Origin of the sequence: Streptococcus sp. 2018037 (genome assembly GCF_019754195.1) — a bacterium.
GTDB lineage: Bacteria > Bacillota > Bacilli > Lactobacillales > Streptococcaceae > Streptococcus > Streptococcus hashimotonensis.
Window position 1 is genome coordinate 1 of record NZ_JAIJZQ010000032.1, and the last position, 22,928, is coordinate 22,928.

A 22,928-nucleotide genomic window follows, 5' to 3' on the forward strand; every position below is an offset into this window, starting at 1 on the left:
GTATTTTTCTATGATGCGGAGCATTATTTTTATCTTTAAGTGCTTGCTTTAATTCTTCGACTTGTGTTTGGGTAAGTTCTTTTGTCATAATACCATTATAACGCTATTTTTGATTTTTGTTAAGTATAAATCTTGAATTAGTAAATGCTTTCGCTTTTTGATTGTTCCAGATTTTCTTTCGACGGTGACTCCAGGCCAGTTACCAACACGTTGGTTGGTTCCTGTTAGGAGGTTGAAAAGGGTTGTTTTTCCGCTATTTGGATTTCCTGCAAGGGCGATGTGTTTTGTCATTTCCTCACCTCGCTTGTGATTTGAACACCAATCATTTGCGCTTCGGATTTGCGTAGTGTTAGCTCGTATCCTCTCAAGGTAATTTCGATTGGATCGCCCAGGGGAGCGACTTTTTTGAGAAATAGCTGCGTGTTCTTTGTAAGTCCCATATCCATAAGGCGACGACGGAGTGCACCTGTTGCATAGATGTCCATGACCTTAGCTGAACTACCAATAGGTGCCTCAGATAGATTGATTATTTCCGTAGCTGACTTTTCTATTAGAACCAGAGATTCAATAATTTCTCTGTCTAGGGCTAGACGGCTTGCCTTGACCTGGAAAATAGCATTGGTCTTGGTTTTTGAAATGATGCGAATCTCTTCTCCGACTTTTAAACCCAAGTGCGCTAAGTGTTTACGAATATCATCTTGAGTTAGACAATCTTTGACTAAAAAAGATTGTCCCACTTGAAGGTTTTGCAGTTTCATATCGTTTCCTTTGTGATTTTTATAACAATAGTATAGCACAATTCCTTAAAAGTGTCAGATAATTTTTAGGAACGACTTATTTTCTCTTTATTTTGGTAAATTCTCAAAGTAAGTTCTAGTTTCAGACATTCTAGAAGTTAGTCTGAGAAAAGTAAAAGTGTATGGCAAATTGAAAGAACTATATTTATTCTAATTTCTTGACTTATTTATAAAATATCCTACAATATGACTGTCAGGAGTTTAGCTCCATAAAGTTTACATTTAGGACTTGGTCCCATATCGTGATGAGACTGGGCTCAAGTTCAGCGCCACTTCTCAGAGCTCGTGTCAACCTCTCAGCGCAGTGGTTGATTGGCTTTAACAGTCACTACTCTGAATGTTGGAGTTGTGCGGGTGTGGGAGTGAAACAGTCCAGTGGACTATTTTAGCCCGAGCCTACATATGTTTTTGACTAGTCGAATTCTTTCTCATTCCCTTTTCTTTTTAAAAAACAAAAAATCCCAACACTCTCCGTCGTAAAATTTGAGTGTAGGGTGTCAAGTATAGTAAAAAACTGCTTTTCAGTAGGTCTCTTTCCTACACCCATTTTAACAAAATAGAAAGGGTAAATCAATGGCATATTTTGAATGCTATAGCAATTAGGTACAAATTCACAAAAAATCAAATCTCAGCCAGGTTACTTGGAAAAAATACGAGTATACAGAAAAGAAAATAAAATTATATTTCGAAAATACGAAACTATGCGAAATAACCAACAGTATGTAGCAACAAGTACTGAATCAGTTTGCCAGTACTCACACACAGGAAACAGTTGAAAAGTTCCATTATCAAGCAAAGGCAACCGTGAAGATGGCGGTACATGAGGCATTATTGAGCGGAATTTCTGCGATTTTACTACCATACGTTCATCAGTAGAGTCCGAACTAAAAGAAGCAAAATTTCTTGAAATCAACGAATATACAAGTCTTATCGAATGTGTCGGACAGAATATTCGATACCACTCCTACGTCATTATCTACCTAATAGCAGGTACAGACATACACTTTGCTGAAGCATTGGGGCTGACATGGAATGACATCAGCTTTGAAAACAAGATTATAGATGTCAACAAGATATACAACTACAATACCACCTTTGACTTTGCTCCGACTAAGAATACCAGTTCAGTGCATAAAATACCTATCTATGATCATACTGTCAAGTTGATGAAAGACTATAAAGAAAAGTGCTGGATTGAGAATAATCAGAATAGAGTCTATGCTTCTGATTAAGAAGATTGTCGGTTGAAATGTTCATATACATTCATTGAGACCTACCTACGTATCTTACCTGATTACGCAAGGAGTAGAGCTCATCTCTATCTCTCAATTACTTGGACATGAAAATTTAAACATTAAACTCAAGGTCTATGTCCATCAGCTTGAATCATTAAAAGAGAAGAGCAATGACAAGGTCAGAAAAATCTTCTAAAAATTTGGGGCAAATTGGAGAAGACATAATAAAAACCCTTGTGTATAAAGGGTTTTAACGTTATTCCATGCTAGTTGCCGGGATTGAACCGGCGACCTCATCCTTACCATGGATGCGCTCTACCGACTGAGCTAAACCAGCAGTACTTGACTAGTATATCATATCTCAAAAAAATGTCAATGGATTTTTTTAAAATAAAAAGAAAAAGAGAGTGCAGTAAATTCCCAAAGTAAGTTCTAGTCTGTCTTAAAAACTGGAAACTAGAATAAGACAAAGAAATAAGGTAGAACTTACTATGGGACAAGTCAGTATCTGACAATTTATGCCAAACGCAAGGTGGATGTCGAACCTGTATTTGGTAGGATGAAGGGTGTTTTTGGCGTGCGTAGAGTCCATGTCAGAGGATAAAAGGTGGTTGAAACAGAGATAGGCTTCCTTCTAATGAGTATGAATTTAACGAAATTGGCTAAAAAATTAGCCCAAGATAGTAACAATAAAAAGAAAAACACAGACAGTTCGGCTGGATTTCATCAAAATCAGCTCAATCTATCTGTGTTTTCATTTACTGGCTAGTTTTTGCCAGCCTCTTATATTTTTTACCTAATAGTAGGAGACATGCCTGTCTCATAGTTAATTTCCGCTAAAGGTGATACATTTTCTAGTGTAACGGTAGTAATACCGTAATTGTCTACTACTTCTTTTTCGCCGCCTAATCTAATCTGTAACGCCTGCCCTTCTGAGTCAATACCAACATACTGCAAAATCACTTGACGAGGGACTAGTTCATTGTCTTGATATACCGGAGTTACTTTATAATCTAACCAATAGTTTGGGTGTAAAGCTAACCAGCTATCCAGTCTATTCTCGTAATAAAGCATTCCTTCTGGATTACTATCATTAGCTCCCGATAGGGCTCCTGTGTTGAGGTAGGCTGTCATGGTAACCAGGTTTCTAGCTTCGTTATTCAAACCGCTAAACTGATAACCAACTAAATGCCCCCTATTCATTAACCAAGTTTTTTTCCCGTTATATGGTACTTTGTAATTAAACCAACCAACAGGATTGTATGTCAAAGTTTCTCGTGTCAGCGTAGGTTCATCTTGGTCTCTGAGCTGGATATGTGCATAGGTAGGTCGGTTGAGACTATCTAGCTCTCCAAGCGAAAGTTGTCTATTTTGCCCATCAAATGGCAATGTACCAGGGATATTGCTAACATCCGTGCGAAGTTCGATATGTGAAGTACTCGGGAATTTCTTAATCCTCTTCCCGGTACTAGCTTGGCTAGGGATAGCGGAGAAAGCGGTTACAAAAATTAACAAAGCAATTGCTAATTTTTTCCAAATGCAACGATATTGTGTAGACATATTAATATCTCCTTTGTTTTATTTTTCGATTTAATTGTATCACTAAAATAAAATCAATCAACTATAGTAATAAAAAGTCATGATAAAAAAATAATTCTCAATTTTTTTAATTTTTTTGCGAATTAAAACAGACGAAGAAGTTAGACTGCAGAGAAGCTGCAGGGGGTGATGAGGAAATTGGAGTCGTTGTCCCCAATTCGCTCCAAAAGTAAAAAAGAATGTATTAATGAGTTGTAAAAATAAATTTTAAATGCGATTAAATTGGCTATTTTACATTTCTACCAATACAAGTATTTTTAAAATATCCCAGAAACCAGCATAAATAAGGGACGGCCTATTCAGGCTGTTTTTTTAAAAAAATCCCTTGACATGAATGTTTATTGTGGTAGAATAGGGCTTAGAAATATGAAAGGAGTAAAACAAATGAATAAACAACTTGTCATGCAGCAAGCTATTTTTTATCATACACTCCTTTCTAAGCAGGAAAACAAAGCTCATTGATGAACTTTTGTCGTTTTTCGTGGGCTATATTTTGAAACGTTGAGACAATCAAGCACTGTGGTCATGGTGTGATAAAAATTGTCGACTATGTTCAAGAGCTGGTCTATTTTTGTGGACTTACACAAGCCTAGGTGGAGTGAGATGCTTCCCTAGGCTTTTTTGTGCGCTTAGAAAGGTAAGGTCTATCAACTGTTACTTATTGAATAAAGTGGCAAATGATAGGTTATAGATTTGTAAAGGAGATATATGTTTCGATTAATTTTTGACTACATCAAGCGTCATAAGTGGCTCTATCTATTGGTTGCTGTGACCTTGATTATTTATGACGCCACACTTTTGCTACCAACGCAAATCATACAGCGGATGGTCGATATACTGACCAAGAATGAATTGACTCAGGCTATATTGGTTCAGGAGATGACCTTATTGTTATTGGTAACAGTGCTGAACTATGCAACAGCCTTCATTTGGCATCTGAAATTATTTCAGGCCTCTGTCAACTTCAAGTTTGACATGCAGCAACGTGCCTTTAAAAAATTAGTGACCATGCGGACTCCATTTTATGAAAAATTTCGCTCAGGAGATGTCATGACTCGTTTTTCAACGGATGTGGATGGCCTGATGGAGATGGTGGGTTACGGTCTTATGATTGTCGTCTATGCAGGCGGTATGTTGGCTTTTATCATTCCCACGATGTTCTTTATTGATTGGAAAATTTCGCTAGTAGCTTTACTACCGATGCTGTTCATGACACTATGTATATTTTTTATCGGGAGAAAACAAGATAAGGCGATTGATACTAATAGGGAAGCTGTAGCCCAGCTCAATAATGAAGTTTTGGAGGTCATCGAAGGCATTCGAGTGACTAGGGCTTATAGTAAAAAAGCAACTCAAAAGGCTCAATTTCAAGCTCGTACCAAGCAATTGGCTCAGGGTGGGGATCGCATCACTTCCTTGCAATCATTGTATAATCCATTAGCCACAGTCTGTTTGGGATTGTCTACTATTTTCGTGCTTCTCATGGGGGCACAAGCCGTGAAAGCAGGGCAACTGACCTTGGGACAAGTAATTGCCCTTCAATTGTATGTCGGTTCGCTTTTAGAGCCGTTTTGGACACTAGCAGATTTCATCCTTGTTTATCAGACTGGTAAGACATCTTTTGAAAAACTGCAAGAGTTGATTGAGACGGGAGATGATTTGGAGGCTGATGGTTCTAAGGAAATTGCAGAGCTGTCTAGTATTTCCTTCAAAAATTATAGCTTTAGTTATCCACAGGCAGAAAGAGCCAGCCTACAGGACATCAATTGGACGCTGAAAGCAGGGCAAACTGTAGGTATCGTTGGGAAAACTGGTTCGGGAAAAACGACCTTGGTTCGCCAATTCTTACGCCAGTATCCGATTGGTCAGGGAAATTTTTTCATCAATCATCAATCTGTTTTAGACTTTAAACGTTCTAGTATAGAGGAAAAAATTGGCTATGTTCCACAAGAACACATTTTGTTTTCAAGGTCTGTTGGAGAAAATATTGCCCTTGGGAAAGTAGCTAGTAGCTCTGAGGAGATTGAACAAGCCATTGCCACAGCAGCTTTTAGTCAAGATTTAAAACGGATGAGTGATGGTCTTGATACCATGATTGGTGAGCGTGGTGTATCTATTTCTGGCGGTCAGAAACAACGGATTTCCATCGCCCGTGCTTTCCTGCGAGAGCCAGATTTGTTAATTCTAGATGATTCTTTGTCGGCAGTGGATGCTCGGACAGAACGCCAGATTATCCAAAATATTCAAAAAGAACGTGCAGGCAAAACCAATGTCATCGTGACTCATCGTCTATCTGCTGTCAACCATGCAGACTGGGTACTAGTCTTGGATGAGGGGCGTATCGTTGAGGAGGGGCGTCCAGCTGATTTGCTTGCCCAAAGAGGTTGGTACTATGAACAATACCAACGACAACAAAGCCAGGAAGGAGGAGAGTAATGACTATTTTAGGTTTTTTATTAAAACAAATCGGTCGTGTCAAGTGGCTATTTATAGTAGCTGTCGGCTTCTATCTATTGGCTTCGACCATGGTTCGATTGGCTCCTCTGCTGATTCAGCAGGCTATCGATGGGCCGATTACAGATTTGAGCAAGGGTTTGCCCTTTGATGAAGCTGTTTTCTTAAACCAGTCAGTTCAATACATGGGAATGATTATTCTGGGAGCTATTGGCTTCTACCTATCTATGCGTTTACTCATGCATTGTGCCAATCGTATTGCTGAAAATCTACGTAATCAAGCCTACGATGTTATGCAACGGTTGCCTATTTCTTATTTTGATGATAAGCCCGCTGGAAAAATTGCGACTAGAATTGTCAATGATACAGAGACCTTGCGGACACAATTTTATGGTACTTTAGTTTATGCCTTTAACAATATTGTTCGTTTGCTCTTTACATACGGTGTCCTATTTTACATGAATAGGAGTCTCGGTTGGCTGATGTTACTCTTGATACCACTCTATATCGGCATTCAATTTGCTTACAAGAAAATGACAGACAAGCCAATGAAGGATTTTTATGATGCAAGGAGTGACGTCAATACGCAGGTGAATGAGTCCATGAATGGTGCAAGTTTGATTCAACTTTTTGGACAAGAAGAGCGCATCATGAGAGAATTTGAAGTGACTGCTGACAAGATGCGTCGGGCAGATAATAAGATTATCTGGGCCCAGTCTCTTGCCACGTGGAATCTGAGTGGTTTTCTGCAAAATTTGGTCATTGCTGCGATTTTAATGGTAGTCGGCTATCAGTTTCTTGCGGGACAGGATGGAGTTACAGCTGGGAAACTCTTTGTTTATGTCAACTATATCGAAGGAGTCTTCATTGCTTTGGGAGCGCTGGTTCAACAGTTCCCAAATGTGCTTCGCTCTTTTGAAACAGGTAAGCGTCTAATGGCCCTTCTAGAAGAAGAGGTGGAGGATGACTGTGATCGTATTTTGGAAGTTGAACAAGGGCAAGTCGTGTTTGAACACGTGAACTTTAGCTATGAAGAAAACAGACCAGTTTTGAAAGATATTACCATTCGGGCAGAAAAAGGAGAAACAGTTGCTCTGGTTGGGCATACTGGGTCTGGTAAGTCTTCTATTATGAACCTCCTCTATCGTTTCTATGATCCACAGGAGGGACGTGTACTGATTGATGGGAAAAACATCCGTAATTATTCTCGTGAAAGCCTGCGCAGTCACATGGGGATTGTTTTGCAAGATCCCTATCTCTTTACAGGGACGATTGCCAGCAATGTTTCCATGAATGAAGAGGAAGCAGATAGAACAAGAATCATGCAGGCGCTAGAAAAAGTTGGTGCAGGGCCTATGCTATCTCGCTTAGAGAAAGGGATTGATGAACCAGTTGTTGAGAAGGGGGCGGCCTTTTCAAGTGGGGAACGTCAGTTGATTGCCTTTGCGCGGACACTCTACTCTGATCCTAAAATTCTGATATTGGATGAAGCAACTTCTCATATTGATACGGAGACGGAAGAAATTATCCAACATGCTATGGAAGTGGTGAAAGAAGGTCGGACAACCTTTATTATTGCTCACCGACTTTCTACCATTCAAAATGCAGACCAGATTCTTGTCTTAGATCAAGGTCGAATTATTGAACATGGGAAGCATGAAGAATTGGTTGCACGTGGTGGAGTATATGCTCAAATGCATGAGATTCAAGCAAAGGTGTAATAAGCAGTTAAAAATTCCAAGCTTTGGCTGGAATTTTTTGCTATAATTGACTCATGAAAGCCTTAATTTTTGATGTAGATGATACGCTTTATGACCAGATTCAACCGTTTGAACGTGCTTTGGAAAGACATATTGAAGTAGCAAGGGATCAAATTGAACCACTCTACCTTTCCTTTCGCAGATATGCGGATGAAGTATTTGAAGCGACAGCAATTGGAAAGATGAGTCTGAAAGACAGTCATGTTTATCGGATGAAACATGCTTTGGCAGATTTTGGGTATCAGGTGTCTGATGCAACAGCCTTAGCTATTCAAATAGATTATGATTATTTTCAAGGGCAGATAGAGCTCAGTCCAGTGTTTCCAGAAATATTTTCGTGGTGTCAGGCGCAAGGAATTACAATGGGGATTATTACGAATGGACCTTATAAACATCAGTTGAGAAAGATACGCACGATGGGGTTAGTTAATTGGTTTGAGCTAGAACATGTCCTTATTTCTGGACAAGTTGGTATCACAAAGCCAAATCCTGCTATTTTTCAACTAATGGAAGAACGTTTGGGGATGTCAGGCGAAGATATTTGTTATCTAGGGGATTCGTTTGAAAATGACATCATCGGGGCAAAAACTGCTGGTTGGCAAGCGGTCTGGTTTAATCACAGAAAACGGTCAGAGCCAGAAAGTTCCTTTCGGGCAGATTATATGATTGACGAATGGTCCAACCTGGATTCCCTTATCAAAAACATCATAAAGCCGATTGGATAAATAAAATGGAATAACTCTCCCAACAAGTTTTTAATAGGATTAGAAGCTAGTCGGGGGAGTTTTTGTGTTCAAAAAGAGGAGGTATAGACAATATGTAAAGACCCCCAGTTGAGAATTCGTGGATTTACCTGTACACTAGAATAAAAAAAATCAACTTCTAACAGGAATTACCACACTCAATTGGAGGTCTTTACATATTGTCTATAATATTTAGCTATTATTACAAATATTTATAAGCGATAATGTGTATGAAAAACTGATAGAAATTCAGAAAAAACAGAAAATGAATAGGTTATTTACAGAAACGTTCCGGAAATTGTTGGAAAAACAACAAATAGAGGGGTGCAATCTGTTTTTTGTCTGTTTTCCATCTCAAGAAGTCTTGACAACTTATCTAAAAAGGTGCAGAATGAATTTGCAAACGTTTGTTTTTTTAATACCATTTTTTATGTCTATTCATTTCATTAGTGAAAACATGAAAGGATAAAACTTATGAGAAAAAGTTCGCACTTGATTTTAAGCTCAATAGTCAGTTTGGCACTCGTAGGGGTCACACCATTGAGTGTTCTTGCAGATTCCAAACAAGATATTAATCAGTATTTTCAAAGCTTGACTTACGAGCCACAAGAGATTCTTACAAATGAGGGAGAATACATTGATAATCCGCCAGCAACAACTGGTATGTTAGAAAACGGACGTTTTGTGGTACTTCGCAGAGAAAAGAAGAATATTACGAACAATAGTGCAGATATTGCTGTTATTGATGCTAAGGCTGCAAATATTTATCCAGGTGCTTTATTGCGTGCTGACCAAAATCTTCTGGATAATAATCCAACGCTTATCAGTATTGCGCGGGGAGATCTGACGCTTAGTTTGAATTTACCTGGTTTGGCCAATGGGGATAGCCACACTGTTGTAAATTCTCCAACAAGAAGTACTGTTCGAACAGGGGTGAATAACCTTCTGTCTAAATGGAATAATACGTATGCTGGAGAGTATGGCAATACCCAAGCAGAGCTTCAATATGATGAAACAATGGCATACAGTATGTCACAATTAAAAACGAAGTTCGGAACCTCTTTTGAAAAAATTGCAGTACCATTAGATATCAATTTTGATGCCGTGAATTCGGGTGAAAAACAGGTTCAGATTATTAACTTTAAACAAATTTATTATACAGTTAGTGTTGATGAACCAGAATCTCCAAGCAAGCTTTTTGCAGAAGGGACAACTGTAGAAGATTTGCAACGAAATGGGATAACAGATGAGGTACCTCCTGTTTATGTTTCCAGCGTTTCTTATGGACGCTCTATGTTCATCAAGTTAGAAACTAGCAGTAGGAGTACCCAAGTTCAAGCCGCATTTAAAGCAGCCATCAAAGGCGTTGATATTAGTGGCAATGCTGAGTATCAAGACATTCTGAAAAATACTTCATTCTCTGCTTATATTTTTGGTGGGGATGCAGGTAGTGCAGCTACTGTTGTGAGCGGAAATATTGAAACACTGAAGAAGATTATTGAAGAAGGTGCAAGATACGGAAAACTCAATCCAGGTGTTCCGATTTCGTATTCAACCAACTTTGTCAAAGACAATAGACCTGCTCAGATTTTGAGCAATTCAGAGTACATAGAAACAACTTCAACCGTCCATAATAGTAGTGCATTGACATTGGACCATTCAGGTGCTTATGTTGCGAAATACAACATTACTTGGGAAGAAGTATCTTACAATGAAGCTGGAGAAGAAGTTTGGGAACCAAAAGCTTGGGATAAGAATGGTGTAAATCTGACCTCACACTGGAGTGAAACCATTCAAATTCCAGGAAATGCTCGCAATCTTCATGTCAATATTCAAGAATGTACAGGATTAGCATGGGAGTGGTGGAGAACAGTTTATGACAAAGATTTACCACTTGTTGGTCAACGTAAAATAACCATCTGGGGAACAACGTTATACCCACAGTATGCGGATGAGGTGATAGAGTAATCTGGCAATGTATTATACTCTCTTAGCCACAGAGGCTAGGAGCTAAACACTATTCGTCAGAAACTTATCACAAGAAAGTGGTATTAAAATAAGGATTCTATTCAAATTTTGGGTAGAATCTTTTATATTTTCCTAAAAACTACTTTTAGGTATGAGAACTCGTTCTGAAACTATTTTCAGGATTTTTTGTATTTCTACAAAAATCGAAATTACATTCTAAATAAAAAGAGGTTATTGAAAAAATAATAATATACTATATAATAAAAAATGTAAGCGCTATCTCTAGTATAGAGCAGAAAGGAATGACACAATGGGTACTATTAGTAAGACAGATTTAAAGCAACAAATTAAGGACGGTATTATCATTTCCTGTCAGGCTTTACCAGGCGAACCCCTGTATAGGGAAGAAGGCGGTATTATGCCTTTACTAGTCAAGGCTGCCCAAGAAGCAGGGGCTGTCGGTATTCGGGCCAATAGTGTACGGGATATTAAGGAGATAAAAGAAGTAACTACTTTGCCAATTATCGGAATTATCAAGCGAGACTATCCTCCACAAGAGCCCTTTATTACGGCTACGATGCGAGAAGTAGACGAGTTAGCAGCTCTAGATATTGAGGTCATTGCTCTTGATTGTACCAAGCGTGAGCGTTATGACGGACTCGATGTTGTTGATTTCATTAAGCAAATCAAGGAAAAATACCCCGAACAACTTTTTATGGCAGATATTTCAACCTTTGAGGAAGGATTAACTGCTTATGAAGCAGGCATCGATTTTGTTGGGACAACACTTTCGGGGTATACATCCTATAGTAGGCAGGAGGAGGGACCGGATATTGAATTGGTTGACCGCTTGTGCCGAGCAGGTATCGATGTGATAGCGGAAGGAAAAATACACTATCCTGACCAAGTAAAAATTATTCATGATTTAGGTGTGGCAGGAATTGTTGTAGGCGGTGCGATCACACGTCCAAAGGAAATCGCAGAGCGGTTTATTAGTGCTTTACATAAATAATAAATAGGTTATAGAAAGGAATGGAGTATGAATTTTAAGAAGTTTTCTCAGCTAGGGCAGGCCTTTATGTTGCCAATCTCAATTTTGCCTGTTGCTGGTCTCTTACTGGGAATTGGAGGCGCCTTATCAAATAGTAATGCTGTAGCACAATTTCCTGTATTGGATCAAGCGTGGTTGCAAGCTGTATTCACTATCATGAGTACGGCAGGTAGTGCGGTATTTGCGAATTTAGCGTTGATTTTTGCTATTGGTGTTGCTGTCGGATTAGCGGATGCAGATAAGGGTACAGCCGGACTATCCGCAGGTGTTGCATACCTTATTTATACCGCTACAATTAGTGGCTTTCTAACTCTTTTTGCAGGGGAAGGAGCAAGTATTGATACTGGTGTTCTAGGAGCTTTGGCGATTGGTATCACTGTTGCAACTTTACACAATAAATACCGAAAAATTGAATTACCAGCCTTTCTTGGTTTCTTCGGTGGCTCTCGCTTTATTCCAATTATTTCATCATTTGCAGCAATTGCGATTGGTTCCATTTTTTATATAATTTGGCCACCGATTCAGAATTTGTTAGTTGATTTTGGTAAGGCAATAGCAGAGATGGGAAGTTTTGGAACCTTCTTATATGGTTTTGGTTTACGTTTGACAGGTGCGTTTGGCTTGCACCATACCATCTATCCAATGTTTTGGTATACTTCATTAGGTGGAAGTGAAGTGGTAGCAGGTGAGACAATCCAAGGTGCGCAAAATATTTTCTTTGCTCAATTAGCAGATGCGAACCATACAGGCTTATTTACTTATGGAACTCGATTTTTTGCTGGTCGATTTGCAACGATGATTTTTGGTCTGCCAGCATCTTGTTTGGCTATGTATCACGCAATTCCTAAGGAAAATCGTAAGAAGGTTGGCAGTTTTTATTCAAGTAGTGCATTAACTTCCCTATTGACAGGAATTACTGAACCAATCGAATTTTCTTTCTTGTTTGTTGCTCCATGGCTATATGTTGTTCACGCATTTTTAGATGGACTATCATTCTTAGTCGCAGATCTCCTGCAAATTCGTATTGGGAACTCATTTTCTGGTGGGCTTATTGATTACTTGATTTTTGGTGTTTTCCAAGGAAATGACAAAACCAATTGGATTTACGTGATTCCTATTGGCTTGCTTTGGGCAGCAGTTTATTATCTAGTTTTCAAATTTTTAGTAACCAAATTTCACGTGCTAGTTCCTGGTATGGAAAGTAGTGATCAAGCATCACATTCTGAAAAAGTTTTATCAAACGGTTCTAGTCTTCGTGATAATGCAATTGCTATCATCGATGCTCTTGGTGGAGCAGATAATATTGAGAATGTGACTGCCTGTGCGACTCGATTAAGAGTATCGCTCAGAAATAGTGGTCTTGTGGATAAGGGAGTTATTCAGTCTATAGGTGCAACGGCTGTTTTGGATGTAAAAGGAGGGATACAGGCTATTTTCGGAGGTAAGGCTATTCTGTATAGCCAAGAAATCAATCAAATTCTTGGTCTTGAAGAATAGGGTTATATTTAAGCGAATTAAAAGCATTCAAACTGTACCTATCGGGTATTTTTGAATGCTTTTTGTTTTATTAAGATTGTTGTGAAATAGAAAGACGGATGAATTATTCTCTAATAGTTTGCTTGAAAATATTCTCTTTTTTCTCCTTGTCAATAGCCAAAAAATAGGCGTAGATAATATCTAGCATGATGAGTAGGGGAATTTGGGGTGAGATACGATTGCCGTAATTGAGGTGGCGGACAGAGGCGACTGGAATGATTTGGTCAAAAGTCGGATGGGGAAAACTCTTAGTTGTTAACAGGGCGGTAGGAATCCCCTTTTGAGCAGCCAGGTGGAGATGCTCCATGACCTCTTCTGTCTGACCAGACAGAGAAAGACCGATAACCAAGCAGGTCTGATCTAGGATATTGGTTGTCCAAATAAGATTGTTTTTATCAGTAATTGCATCACAGACTACACCCAGTCGCATAAAGCGGGATTTGATTTCCATTGCAACCAAACCAGAACTGCCGATTCCATAAAAATAGACACGCTTACTACTGTCAATCAGTTTGGCAATTTCTTCCAATTTTTCTTCATCAACAAGTTTATTGGTAGCAGTTAGGATTTCCTCATAGTCTACCAAGACTTTTTTTGTTAGGCTCCGCTGTAATTTTTCAAAATGTTTATCCAAGTATTGTTGGTTATTCTGAAAGGCAAAGACAAATTCTCGATAACCGGAAAATCCACATTTTTTGGCAAAACGAGTAAGAGCAGATGGAGAAATGTGGAGTTGCTGTATAGTGTTTTCTTGGCTAAGATTGGCGCTAGATGGATCTAACTGAGTAAAATAACTAGCAATCTGCTTTTCAAGTCTAGTCATCTGATCCAGATGAGACTCAATGATGGCAGTGATGTGTTTCGGTGTTTGTAACATTTTCCATTCCTCTGATAGCTTCTGAGGACATTATACCACTAAAACCCCCTCATTGATAGGTTTTATGATATAATGGAAACGTAAAAGGAATGTAAGATTATGTATATTGAAATGATTGATGAAACAGGGCAGGTTTCTGCTCAAATGCAGGAGCAGATTACGGAATTGCTCCAGTTTGCTGCCGAAAAAATTGGCAAGCAGAATAAGGAAATGGCTGTGACCTTTGTGGACAATAAGCGTGTCCATGAGGTTAACTTGGAGTACCGAGGAATTGACCGTCCCACAGACGTTGTCAGCCTAGAATATAAGCCAGAGTCGGAGATTGTTTTTGATGAGGAAGACTTACTGGACAATCCTGAATTGGCTGAAATGATGGAAGATTTCGATGCCTATATTGGTGAATTGTATATTTCTATCGATAAGGCGCGTGAGCAAGCTGAAGATTACGGACATAGCTACGAGCGCGAAATGGGCTTTTTAGCTGTACACGGTTTTCTGCATATCAATGGCTATGATCATTATACGCCAGAAGAAGAAGCAGAAATGTTTGGTTTACAAGAAGAAATTTTGACGGCCTATGGACTTACAAGAGAATAATTCAAAAAATCGCTGGAAAAACCGAGAATTGATTGCTAGTCTAGAATTTGCAGTAACAGGTTTGTTGACGGCTTTCAAGGAAGAACGCAATATGAAGAAGCACCTTGCTTCAGCTGTCCTTGTTGTGCTTGCGGGACTTATTTTCCAAGTATCTGTGACAGAATGGCTCTTCCTCTTGCTTAGTATTAGTCTGGTTATCGCTTTTGAAATTGTGAATTCGGCTATTGAGAATGTGGTGGATTTGGCGTCAGACTATCATTTTTCTATGTTGGCAAAGAATGCAAAAGATATGGCAGCAGGGGCAGTCTTGTTTGTGTCAGGATTTGCCTTGTTGACAGGATTGATTATCTTTGTGCCGAAAATTTGGGACTTTATTTTTTAGAATATAAGGAGAATACATGATATTTAAGTCAGGTTTTGTGGCGATTTTAGGTCGTCCAAACGTTGGGAAATCAACCTTTCTCAACTATGTAATGGGGCAAAAAATTGCCATCATGAGTGACAAGGCTCAAACAACCCGTAACAAGATTATGGGCATTTATACGACAGAAGAAGAGCAGATTGTCTTCATTGACACACCAGGAATCCACAAACCTAAGACGGCCTTGGGTGACTTTATGGTGGAATCTGCCTATAGCACCCTTCGTGAAGTGGATACGGTCCTCTTTATGGTGCCAGCCGATGAAAAACGAGGCAAGGGTGATGACATGATTATGGAACGCCTCAAACAAGCCAAGGTTCCAGTCATTTTAGTGGTTAACAAGATTGACAAGGTTCATCCAGACCAGCTTTTGGAACAGATTGATGATTTCCGTCAACAGATGGACTTCAAGGAAATTGTGCCAATTTCTGCTACCCAAGGGAACAATGTCAACCGTCTCATGGAAATTCTCAAGGAAAATCTGGATGAAGGTTTCCAGTATTTCCCAGCGGACCAAATCACTGACCACCCAGAACGTTTCTTGGTATCTGAGATGATTCGGGAGAAGGTTCTACACCTGACTCGTGAGGAAATTCCGCACTCTGTTGCCGTTGTCATCGAGTCCATGAAACGTGATGAATTTACCGACAAGGTCCATATCCGAGCGACGATTATGGTTGAGCGTGATAGTCAGAAAGGCATCATCATCGGCAAGCAAGGAGCCATGCTCAAGAAAATTGGCTCTATGGCCCGTCGTGATATTGAATTGATGTTGGGCGACAAAGTCTTCCTCGAAACCTGGGTCAAGGTCAAGAAAAACTGGCGTGACAAAAAACTCGACCTCGCCGATTTTGGCTATAATGAGAAAGAGTATTAATAAGGTTTGGGGAACGTGATCGACGTTTCCCACATCATTCGACTATAATGATGTGGGAAACTAGTAAGTCGCCTAGGCAATTCTGCTGGGAATTGCCGTAAGTTGAGTAGCTTTTCAAAGCACTCAACTTTGGCGAGTTGAACCCTAGCTTGAAAACTAGAGAGCGAGGCAGCCTGGGATAGGCTGTCTAAGTCAATCACTTAGAAATAGTTAGCAGAAAAGCCGAAAGGCTTTTACTGCGTTATGGAGAAATCTTTTTAGTAAACAAGAAAGGAAAGCCGATTAGGTGTTGGGATTGAACACGCCTAGGCCTCTTTGAGAAAAGCCAACCGTGACCTAGGTGCCGAAGCACCGTCGGTCAGGTTTCTATTTTTCTTTGAGTCGCTTAACGGCTTAGTATCTTAGTATGCCCGAATTGCCTGAGGTTGAGACGGTTCGTCGTGGTTTGAATCGGTTGGTCAGAGGAAAGGTCATCAAGAAGGTAGAGGTGACCTATGCCCCTATGATTAAGACTGGAGTGGATGCCTTCTGTCAGGACTTGCTTGGTCAGGAGATTTTAGATGTGGATCGCCGAGGCAAGTATCTCTTGATTTACCTGACGGATCATGTCCTCATTTCCCACTTGCGGATGGAAGGTAAGTACAATTTCTTTCCTGATCAGGTGCCTGCCAACAAGCACTTCCATGCCTTTTTTACTTTCACGGACTGCTCGACCTTGGTTTATCAGGATGTCCGCAAGTTTGGCACAATGGAATTGCTGGGCAAGGCGGATGTGGATGCCTATTTTATCGGTCGGAAAATTGGTCCTGAGCCGACGGAGGAAGATTTTGACTTAGAAGAATTTGCGACTAAGTTGGCCAAGTCGAAAAAGCCTATAAAAGCTTATCTTTTGGACCAGTCTTTGGTGGCTGGTTTGGGCAATATTTATGTCGATGAGGTCTTGTTCAAGGCACAAGTTCATCCTGCTCAAGCAAGTAATCAGCTATCGGCTGAGCAGGTGGCAGACCTCCGTCAAGCTACCATAGAAGTTCTGCAACTGGGTATCGAAAAAGGAGGCTCAACCATTCGGACCTACAAAAATGCCTTGGGCATGGACGGGACTATGCAGGATTATTTACAAGTTTATGGAAAGACAGGGCAGGCCTGTCCCCGTTGCCAGACGGAGATTGTCAAAATCCAGCTGGGCGGTCGAGGGACGCATTTCTGTCCTCAGTGTCAGGTGAAACATGGCTAAAGTTATTGGTTTAACAGGCGGTATCGCCTCTGGAAAATCAACGGTTACAGCTTTTTTACGAGAACAGGGCTATCCAGTCATCGATGCGGATGCGGTCGTGCATGAGTTGCAGGCTAAAGGCGGTAAACTCTACCAGGTTTTGCTTGCCGAGTTTGGGGAAGCTATCCTGTCAGCTGATGGCAGTCTAGATAGGGCTAAGCTGGGACAGGCTGTCTTTGCGGATAGCAATCTGCGGGCTCGTTTATCTGTCTTGCAGGACAAGATTATCAGGCAGGAGCTGTTAGACAGAAGGGATGCTCTCAAGCAGACTGAGGATGTAATTTTCATGGATATTCCTTTGCTTTACGAGGCTGATTATAGCGGGGAAGTAAATGAAGTCTGGCTAGTTTATGTCGATAGAGCGCAGCAGTTGGAACGGCTCATGAAACGCAATGGCTTAGCTGTTCAAGATGCAGAAAATCGTCTGGCTGCTCAGCTTTCTTTAGAGAAAAAACGGTCGCAAGCCCAGGTGGTGATTGACAATAGCGGAGCGGTTGAGGCGACCTTAACACAGGTTGCGCAACTTTTGGAGGAATTAAAGGATGGACGACGGTAGTAGTTATTGGAAGCAGAATTTGAAGGTGGCTTGGTTGGGAAATTTCCTAACAGGGACGAGTTTTACCTTGGTTATGCCTTTTATCTCGGTTTTTGTGGAAGAGTTGGGGGTGGGTTCTGGACAGGTAGAATATTATGCGGGACTTGCGGTATCTGTTAATGCCCTTGCGGCAGCCTTGATGGCACCTATTTGGGGGAGTTTGGCGGACCGTTACGGTCGCAAGCCTATGATGGTGCGGGCTGCTTTTGCGATGATTTTTACTATGGGTGGTATGGCCTTTGTACCAAATGTTTTTTGGTTGCTTGCCTTACGTGTCCTGAATGGGGTATTTACAGGATACATTCCCAATGCGACTGCCTTGATTGCCAGTCAGGTTCCAAAGGATAAGACGGGGTATGCTCTGGGTACATTGTCAACAGGTGCGGTAGCGGGTAATTTGATTGGTCCGACCCTGGGTGGTATCTTAGCAGAGATGTTTGGCGTACATATGGTATTTTTGCTGGTGGGACTTCTTTATGCTATCGTTGTGTTACTGACCGTTTTCTATATTCGAGAGGATTTTGTTCCAATCAAAAAAGGCGAAGAGATGTCGGTTAAAGAGGTATTTGAGCAGGTGAAAGATCGGCAGATGCTGGTTGGGCTTTTTGTGACTTCTATGATTATTATTGCAGCTGCTCAGGCTGTTGTTCCTATATTGACCCTCTACGTGCGGCATTTGGGACAGACAGATAATCTGTTATTTGTTGCTGGTTTTATCATTTCCTTGCCTGGTATGGCATCGCTAGTGACATCAGGTTATTTAGGGAAAATTGGTGATCGTATTGGCAATCATCGCCTTCTATTGATTGCTTTGACTTACAGTCTGTTGATTAATGTTTTCTGTGTTTTTGCAGAAAATCCTTTCCAGCTTGGTTTGTTGCGATTCATGTATGGTTTTGGGACAGGAGCATTGTTGCCTTCGGTCAATTCTCTTTTGACCAAGTTGACTCCAAAAGAAGGGATTTCAAGGATATTTTCCTACAACCAACTCTTTAATAATCTAGGTTCTGTTGTTGGTCCCATGATGGGGTCTGCGGTGGCTGCTCACATGGGTTATGACTGGGTTTTCTATCTGTCGAGCGGACTTGTCCTCTTTAACCTTATCTGGTCTTTGACCAATTTTAGAAACTATTTGAAAGTAAGGGATGTTTAGTGAGAGTTAAAATCAATTTACAATGTTCAGAATGTGGTAGTAAGAACTACTTGACTAGCAAAAACGCCAAGACTCATCCAGATAAGATTGAAGTCCTTAAATACTGCCCAAAAGAGAGAAAAGTAACCCTCCACCTTGAAACTAAGTAGGTTTTATGGTATAATGTCATAAGTTATTGTAGAAAGTGAAAAAAATATGTATCAAGCATTATTAGCAATTCTGTTGATTTTATCTGTTATTTTGATTGTAGTGATTTTTATTCAACCGGCTAAAAACCAGTCTAGCAACGTCTTTGACTCTTCTAGTGGAGCCTTATTTGAACGTACAAAGGCCCGTGGTTTTGAAGCGGTGATGCAACGCATTACAGCTATTCTTGTTTTTCTTTGGATGCTGGATGCGCTGGCACTTGTTATCATTTCAAGTAAGTAGATAAATCAGACTGGGACTTGTTCTTGGTCTATTTTTTTGGGAGTGGGCCAGAACTCGACAAATGCAAAGGAGTTCCCTTCACTTTCGTATTGATTGGTTCGGGCTTTTATGGTCACTTTCTTATTTTTAGGTGACCAGCTGAAACAGTTCCCCAAACTGTTTCACTCCACTGGACTATTTTACTCCACCCCCGCATAAGTTGAATAGGTATGGTTCGGAGCGTTATTTGCGAACTATTGAGATTTGCTTTGCAAATCCTATCTCCCACCTCCAACAATCATTTGATTGTTGGAGCAATCAACCACTGCGTCTGGATATAACGCAAAATACAGTCTTTTAGTTTGCTTTTAGTACTAGGCAACGAGCTGCAGACTGTACTGAAGTACGACAAAGCGAGTTCAAATAATGATGAAATTATTTGAAGTTGGAAATAGGGAAACGGAGTTTCCTCGTACGTCGCAGTAATAAAAGATAAACTAAAGGACTGAAAGAGAAATAGTGCTAGGTTTTTATCCTGCACTCTGGTAAATACAACATGAAAAACGAAATTATTAACTATATTAAAGAAATTGGTCCTGTGACCATGGATCAGCTGGCAGATCAGTTTGGAGCCAGTTCTGCTAAGAGCTTCACAGACTTGGTCAAGCTGGTTTCTAGCATGGAAGGCAGTCGTCAACTTGTCTTTGACGATGCTGGGCGGATTACTCTTCCTGCTCCAAAAATCTCCAAAAACGAGGTGACCTTGCAGGGTATTTTCCGTGCCCACAAGTCAGGCTTTGGTTTTGTGACCATTGACGAGGAGGAAGATGATCTCTTTGTCAGTCGTGATGATGTCAACTTCACCATCGAGGGCGACCGAGTGGAAGTGGCTATCAAGAAAGTAGCGGACAGGCTCAAGGGGACGGCTGCGGAAGCGGAAGTCATTGATATTTTAGAACATAGCCTGAAAACTGCGGTGGGCTTGATTGTTTTTGACGAAGACAAGCCAGAATATGCAGGCTACATCAAGTCTAAAAACCAGAAAATCGCTCAGAAGATTTACATCAAGAAGTCACCTCTGGTATTGACCGGAACGGAAATCCTCAAAGTCGACATTGAAGCCTATCCAAATAAGAAGCGGGACCACTTTATTGCGACCATTCGGGACGTGGTGGGCCACAAGGACGATGTGGGGATCGATGTCTTGGAAGTTTTGGAATCCATGGACATCGTGTCGGAATTCCCTGATGAAGTCTTGGCGGAGGCTAATCGAGTGCCAGAAAGTCCGTCTGAGAAAGACTTTGAAGGCCGCTTGGACCTGCGAGATGAAATCATCTTCACCATTGACGGTGCGGATGCCAAGGACTTGGATGATGCGGTCCATATCAAGCAGCTCAAAAATGGTAATCTGGAGCTGGGTGTTCATATCGCTGATGTCAGCTATTATGTGACCGAAGGTTCTGCCTTGGACCAGGAAGCTGTCAAGCGTGGGACTTCGGTCTATGTGACCGACCGTGTGGTGCCAATGCTGCCAGAACGTTTATCAAATGGCATTTGTTCCCTTAATCCAAATGTGGATCGTCTGACCCAGTCGGCTATTATGGAAATTGACCGCAAGGGCAAGGTGGTCAAGCACTGGATTGGCCAGACGGTCATCAAAACCACCTTCCGTATGACCTATTCCGATGTTAATGACATGATTGCGGGCAATCAGGAAAAGTTGGACAAATACAAGGTAATCGTGCCAAGTGTGGACCTCATGGTCAAACTCCATGAGACGCTGGAAGCCATGCGCTATAAGCGTGGGGCTCTGAATTTTGATACGACAGAAGCTAAAATCATCGTCAACAAGGATGGTCTGCCAGTCGATATTCAACTGCGCCAGCGAGGCATTGCCGAGCGAATGATTGAGTCCTTCATGCTGGCTGCCAATGAGTGCGTTGCCGAGCATTTTGCCAAGCTGGACCTACCTTTTATCTATCGGATCCACGAGGAGCCTAAGTCAGACAAGTTGCAGAAGTTCATCGACTATGCGACCAGTTTCGGTCTGACGGTCTATGGTACGGCCAGCTCTATCAGCCAGGACGCCCTTCAGGACCTTATGGAGCGGGTCAAGGATGAACCCTATGCGGATGTCCTCAACATGATGTTGCTTCGCTCTATGCAGCAGGCACGCTACTCGGAGCACAACCACGGCCACTATGGACTGGGTGCGGAGTTCTACACCCACTTTACCAGTCCTATCCGTCGTTATCCCGATCTGCTGGTACACCGTATGGTGCGGGAATATGGTCACAATCCTGCGGAAAAAGCAGAGCATTTTGAGCAGGTCATTCCCGAGCTTGCCAAGTCTTCGTCCAGTTTAGAACGCCGTGCCATTGAGGCAGAGCGGGAAGTCGAAGCTATGAAGAAGGCAGAATTCATGCAAGAATTTGTCGGGCAAGAGTTTGATGGTGTCGTGTCTAGCGTGGTCAAGTTTGGTCTCTTTGTAGAGTTGCCAAATACAGTTGAAGGTCTGATCCATGTCACCAACCTCAACGAATACTACCAGTTCCACGAGCGGACTCTGACCTTGCAGGGTGAGAAATCTGGTTGTGTCTTCCGTGTCGGTCAGCCAATTCGTATCAAGCTAACGCGGGCGGACAAGATGACAGGGGAAATCGATTTTGCCCACGTGCCGTCCGAGCTGGATATTGTCGAAAAAGCTTTGAAAGCCAAGCGGAGAACGGCTAGTCACTCCAACCGCGATCGTGATGATCGGTCAGGGCGAGGACGGGGCAAGCACCACAAACAAGAAGCTGCTGGTCGCGACAGCGGACGTCACAAGTCTGGGAAAGACCACAAGTCAAAAAGTGGTAAAAAAGACAAGAAAAAGAAACCATTTTACAAAGAAGTGGCTAAAAAGAACAAGAAGAAAAGGAGATAGGCATGGCCAAGGGTGAGGGCAATGTGATTGCACAGAATAAAAAAGCCCGCCACGACTATACCATTGTTGATACAGTGGAGGCGGGGATGGTCCTGACGGGGACGGAGATTAAGTCTATTCGTGCGGGGCGGATCAACCTTAAGGACGGCTTTGCCCAGATCAAGCAGGGCGAGGCTTGGTTGGTCAATGTCCATATCGCTCCCTATGATGAGGGCAATATCTGGAACCAAGAGCCAACGCGGACCCGCAAACTTCTCTTGCGGAAGAAGCAAATCGAGTCCTTGGGCAATGAGGTCAAGGGAACAGGGATGACCCTGGTGCCGCTCAAGGTCTATATCAAGGACGGCTTTGCCAAGGTCTTGATTGGACTTGCCAAAGGGAAGCACGACTACGACAAGCGGGAGTCAATTAAACGCCGTGAGCAAGACCGTGATATTAAACGGACCATGAAGGCGATTAATAGTCGCTAGGACTGGGAGAAATCCCAATGTCATTAAGTTAACTAACCTATCACATTTTGTGGTGGGTTAGTTTTTATGTTACACTAAAAATAAAAGGGGAAAAGTCATGCTAGATCAGATTAAAGCTCATTTACTTGATAGTATTAACGACATCGTTTCCACCGCAAACCAGTTTGTGCTTCATCCTGAAAAAGATT

At 41.4% G+C, this 22,928-nt stretch carries 20 protein-coding genes, 1 tRNA gene and 2 pseudogenes; 18 read left to right on the plus strand and 5 right to left on the minus strand.

Annotated features, from left to right (window positions below; translation table 11 throughout):
* Positions 1-126: 126 nt before the first annotated feature.
* Positions 127-291 (minus strand): annotated as a pseudogene (locus K5Q29_RS09450) (FeoB small GTPase domain-containing protein); the annotation flags it as partial.
* Positions 288-758, minus strand: a complete 471-nt coding sequence (locus K5Q29_RS09455; RefSeq protein WP_044762658.1) for a ferrous iron transport protein A — start codon at positions 756-758, stop codon at positions 288-290. The pseudogene K5Q29_RS09450 and the gene K5Q29_RS09455, both read right to left, overlap by 4 nt.
* Positions 759-1,705: 947 nt before the next feature.
* Between K5Q29_RS09455 and K5Q29_RS10945 the strand changes: the two genes are divergently transcribed.
* Positions 1,706-2,029, plus strand: coding sequence for a tyrosine-type recombinase/integrase (locus K5Q29_RS10945; protein WP_398578116.1), 324 nt, complete (start codon positions 1,706-1,708; stop codon positions 2,027-2,029).
* Positions 2,030-2,296: 267 nt separating this feature from the next.
* Here K5Q29_RS10945 and K5Q29_RS09470 read toward each other — a convergent pair.
* Positions 2,297-2,369: transfer RNA gene (locus K5Q29_RS09470), tRNA-Thr, on the minus strand.
* 177 nt (positions 2,370-2,546) lie between these two features.
* Here K5Q29_RS09470 and K5Q29_RS09475 point away from each other — a divergent pair.
* Positions 2,547-2,832: pseudogene (locus K5Q29_RS09475) on the plus strand (transposase); the annotation flags it as partial.
* Here K5Q29_RS09475 and K5Q29_RS09480 read toward each other — a convergent pair.
* Positions 2,825-3,592, minus strand: a complete 768-nt coding sequence (locus K5Q29_RS09480) for a DNA/RNA non-specific endonuclease (RefSeq protein WP_105121847.1) — start codon at positions 3,590-3,592, stop codon at positions 2,825-2,827. The pseudogene K5Q29_RS09475 and the gene K5Q29_RS09480 sit on opposite strands and share 8 nt — an antisense overlap.
* Before the next feature lie 747 nt (positions 3,593-4,339).
* Between K5Q29_RS09480 and K5Q29_RS09485 the strand changes: the two genes are divergently transcribed.
* The 6 genes from K5Q29_RS09485 to K5Q29_RS09510 all read left to right on the plus strand — a co-directional run bounded on the left by K5Q29_RS09485 (position 4,340) and on the right by K5Q29_RS09510 (position 13,104).
* On the plus strand, positions 4,340-6,067 hold the full coding sequence (locus K5Q29_RS09485; RefSeq protein WP_105139574.1) for an ABC transporter ATP-binding protein: 1,728 nt from the start codon (positions 4,340-4,342) through the stop codon (positions 6,065-6,067).
* Entirely contained in the window at positions 6,067-7,806 is a 1,740-nt protein-coding gene (locus K5Q29_RS09490) for an ABC transporter ATP-binding protein (protein ID WP_105139573.1), read from the plus strand. Before K5Q29_RS09485 ends, K5Q29_RS09490 begins: the two co-directional genes overlap by 1 nt.
* A gap of 53 nt (positions 7,807-7,859) precedes the next feature.
* A complete protein-coding gene (locus K5Q29_RS09495; protein ID WP_105139572.1) occupies positions 7,860-8,570 on the plus strand; it encodes an HAD family hydrolase in 711 nt (236 codons plus the stop codon).
* 492 nt (positions 8,571-9,062) lie between these two features.
* Positions 9,063-10,556 (plus strand): cholesterol-dependent cytolysin suilysin, encoded by a 1,494-nt coding sequence (gene sly / locus K5Q29_RS09500; RefSeq protein WP_079397084.1) that lies wholly within the window; start codon positions 9,063-9,065, stop codon positions 10,554-10,556.
* Positions 10,557-10,866: 310 nt separating this feature from the next.
* On the plus strand, positions 10,867-11,568 hold the full coding sequence (locus tag K5Q29_RS09505) for an N-acetylmannosamine-6-phosphate 2-epimerase (RefSeq protein WP_044763506.1): 702 nt from the start codon (positions 10,867-10,869) through the stop codon (positions 11,566-11,568).
* 27 nt (positions 11,569-11,595) lie between these two features.
* Positions 11,596-13,104 (plus strand): PTS transporter subunit EIIC, encoded by a 1,509-nt coding sequence (locus K5Q29_RS09510; RefSeq protein ID WP_105139571.1) that lies wholly within the window; start codon positions 11,596-11,598, stop codon positions 13,102-13,104.
* A gap of 103 nt (positions 13,105-13,207) precedes the next feature.
* Here K5Q29_RS09510 and K5Q29_RS09515 read toward each other — a convergent pair whose 3' ends face one another.
* A complete protein-coding gene (locus K5Q29_RS09515; RefSeq protein ID WP_105139570.1) occupies positions 13,208-14,020 on the minus strand; it encodes a MurR/RpiR family transcriptional regulator in 813 nt (270 codons plus the stop codon).
* A gap of 99 nt (positions 14,021-14,119) precedes the next feature.
* Between K5Q29_RS09515 and ybeY the strand changes: the two genes are divergently transcribed.
* The 10 genes from ybeY to smpB all read left to right on the plus strand — a co-directional run bounded on the left by ybeY (position 14,120) and on the right by smpB (position 22,740).
* Positions 14,120-14,617, plus strand: coding sequence for an rRNA maturation RNase YbeY (gene ybeY, locus K5Q29_RS09520; protein ID WP_002935749.1), 498 nt, complete (start codon positions 14,120-14,122; stop codon positions 14,615-14,617).
* Entirely contained in the window at positions 14,598-14,999 is a 402-nt protein-coding gene (locus K5Q29_RS09525; protein ID WP_012027339.1) for a diacylglycerol kinase family protein, read from the plus strand. Before ybeY ends, K5Q29_RS09525 begins: the two co-directional genes overlap by 20 nt.
* Positions 15,000-15,015: 16 nt before the next feature.
* Entirely contained in the window at positions 15,016-15,915 is a 900-nt protein-coding gene (era, locus tag K5Q29_RS09530; RefSeq protein WP_105139569.1) for a GTPase Era, read from the plus strand.
* A 406-nt stretch (positions 15,916-16,321) separates the two neighbouring features.
* Complete coding sequence (gene mutM, locus K5Q29_RS09535) at positions 16,322-17,149, plus strand: DNA-formamidopyrimidine glycosylase (RefSeq protein ID WP_105139568.1); 828 nt, start codon at positions 16,322-16,324, stop codon at positions 17,147-17,149.
* Entirely contained in the window at positions 17,142-17,744 is a 603-nt protein-coding gene (gene coaE, locus K5Q29_RS09540) for a dephospho-CoA kinase (protein ID WP_105139567.1), read from the plus strand. Before mutM ends, coaE begins: the two co-directional genes overlap by 8 nt.
* Positions 17,731-18,936, plus strand: coding sequence for a multidrug efflux MFS transporter (locus K5Q29_RS09545; protein ID WP_105139566.1), 1,206 nt, complete (start codon positions 17,731-17,733; stop codon positions 18,934-18,936). Before coaE ends, K5Q29_RS09545 begins: the two co-directional genes overlap by 14 nt.
* Positions 18,936-19,085 (plus strand): 50S ribosomal protein L33, encoded by a 150-nt coding sequence (gene rpmG / locus K5Q29_RS09550; protein WP_012775228.1) that lies wholly within the window; start codon positions 18,936-18,938, stop codon positions 19,083-19,085. Before K5Q29_RS09545 ends, rpmG begins: the two co-directional genes overlap by 1 nt.
* 46 nt (positions 19,086-19,131) lie before the next feature.
* Positions 19,132-19,365, plus strand: a complete 234-nt coding sequence (gene secG / locus K5Q29_RS09555) for a preprotein translocase subunit SecG (RefSeq protein ID WP_002935768.1) — start codon at positions 19,132-19,134, stop codon at positions 19,363-19,365.
* A gap of 535 nt (positions 19,366-19,900) precedes the next feature.
* The gene (gene rnr / locus K5Q29_RS09560; protein WP_221877119.1) at positions 19,901-22,270 is read left to right on the plus strand and encodes a ribonuclease R; all 2,370 of its coding nucleotides are present in this window, start codon (positions 19,901-19,903) and stop codon (positions 22,268-22,270) included.
* Between the two features lie 2 nt (positions 22,271-22,272).
* Complete coding sequence (smpB, locus tag K5Q29_RS09565; protein ID WP_002935771.1) at positions 22,273-22,740, plus strand: SsrA-binding protein SmpB; 468 nt, start codon at positions 22,273-22,275, stop codon at positions 22,738-22,740.
* The last annotated feature ends 188 nt before the right edge of the window (positions 22,741-22,928 follow it).

Bases quoted from the DNA above. Each gene is read 5' to 3' on its own strand.
- K5Q29_RS09455 (WP_044762658.1), bottom strand. From the start codon at position 758: ATGAAACTGCAAAACCTTCAAGTGGGACAATCTTTTTTAGTCAAAGAT.
- K5Q29_RS09480 (WP_105121847.1), bottom strand. From the start codon at position 3,592: ATGTCTACACAATATCGTTGCATTTGGAAAAAATTAGCAATTGCTTTG.
- K5Q29_RS09485 (WP_105139574.1), top strand. From the start codon at position 4,340: ATGTTTCGATTAATTTTTGACTACATCAAGCGTCATAAGTGGCTCTAT.
- K5Q29_RS09490 (WP_105139573.1), top strand. From the start codon at position 6,067: ATGACTATTTTAGGTTTTTTATTAAAACAAATCGGTCGTGTCAAGTGG.
- K5Q29_RS09495 (WP_105139572.1), top strand. From the start codon at position 7,860: ATGAAAGCCTTAATTTTTGATGTAGATGATACGCTTTATGACCAGATT.
- sly (WP_079397084.1), top strand. From the start codon at position 9,063: ATGAGAAAAAGTTCGCACTTGATTTTAAGCTCAATAGTCAGTTTGGCA.
- K5Q29_RS09505 (WP_044763506.1), top strand. From the start codon at position 10,867: ATGGGTACTATTAGTAAGACAGATTTAAAGCAACAAATTAAGGACGGT.
- K5Q29_RS09510 (WP_105139571.1), top strand. From the start codon at position 11,596: ATGAATTTTAAGAAGTTTTCTCAGCTAGGGCAGGCCTTTATGTTGCCA.
- K5Q29_RS09515 (WP_105139570.1), bottom strand. From the start codon at position 14,020: ATGTTACAAACACCGAAACACATCACTGCCATCATTGAGTCTCATCTG.
- ybeY (WP_002935749.1), top strand. From the start codon at position 14,120: ATGTATATTGAAATGATTGATGAAACAGGGCAGGTTTCTGCTCAAATG.
- K5Q29_RS09525 (WP_012027339.1), top strand. From the start codon at position 14,598: ATGGACTTACAAGAGAATAATTCAAAAAATCGCTGGAAAAACCGAGAA.
- era (WP_105139569.1), top strand. From the start codon at position 15,016: ATGATATTTAAGTCAGGTTTTGTGGCGATTTTAGGTCGTCCAAACGTT.
- mutM (WP_105139568.1), top strand. From the start codon at position 16,322: ATGCCCGAATTGCCTGAGGTTGAGACGGTTCGTCGTGGTTTGAATCGG.
- coaE (WP_105139567.1), top strand. From the start codon at position 17,142: ATGGCTAAAGTTATTGGTTTAACAGGCGGTATCGCCTCTGGAAAATCA.
- K5Q29_RS09545 (WP_105139566.1), top strand. From the start codon at position 17,731: ATGGACGACGGTAGTAGTTATTGGAAGCAGAATTTGAAGGTGGCTTGG.
- secG (WP_002935768.1), top strand. From the start codon at position 19,132: ATGTATCAAGCATTATTAGCAATTCTGTTGATTTTATCTGTTATTTTG.
- rnr (WP_221877119.1), top strand. From the start codon at position 19,901: ATGAAAAACGAAATTATTAACTATATTAAAGAAATTGGTCCTGTGACC.
- smpB (WP_002935771.1), top strand. From the start codon at position 22,273: ATGGCCAAGGGTGAGGGCAATGTGATTGCACAGAATAAAAAAGCCCGC.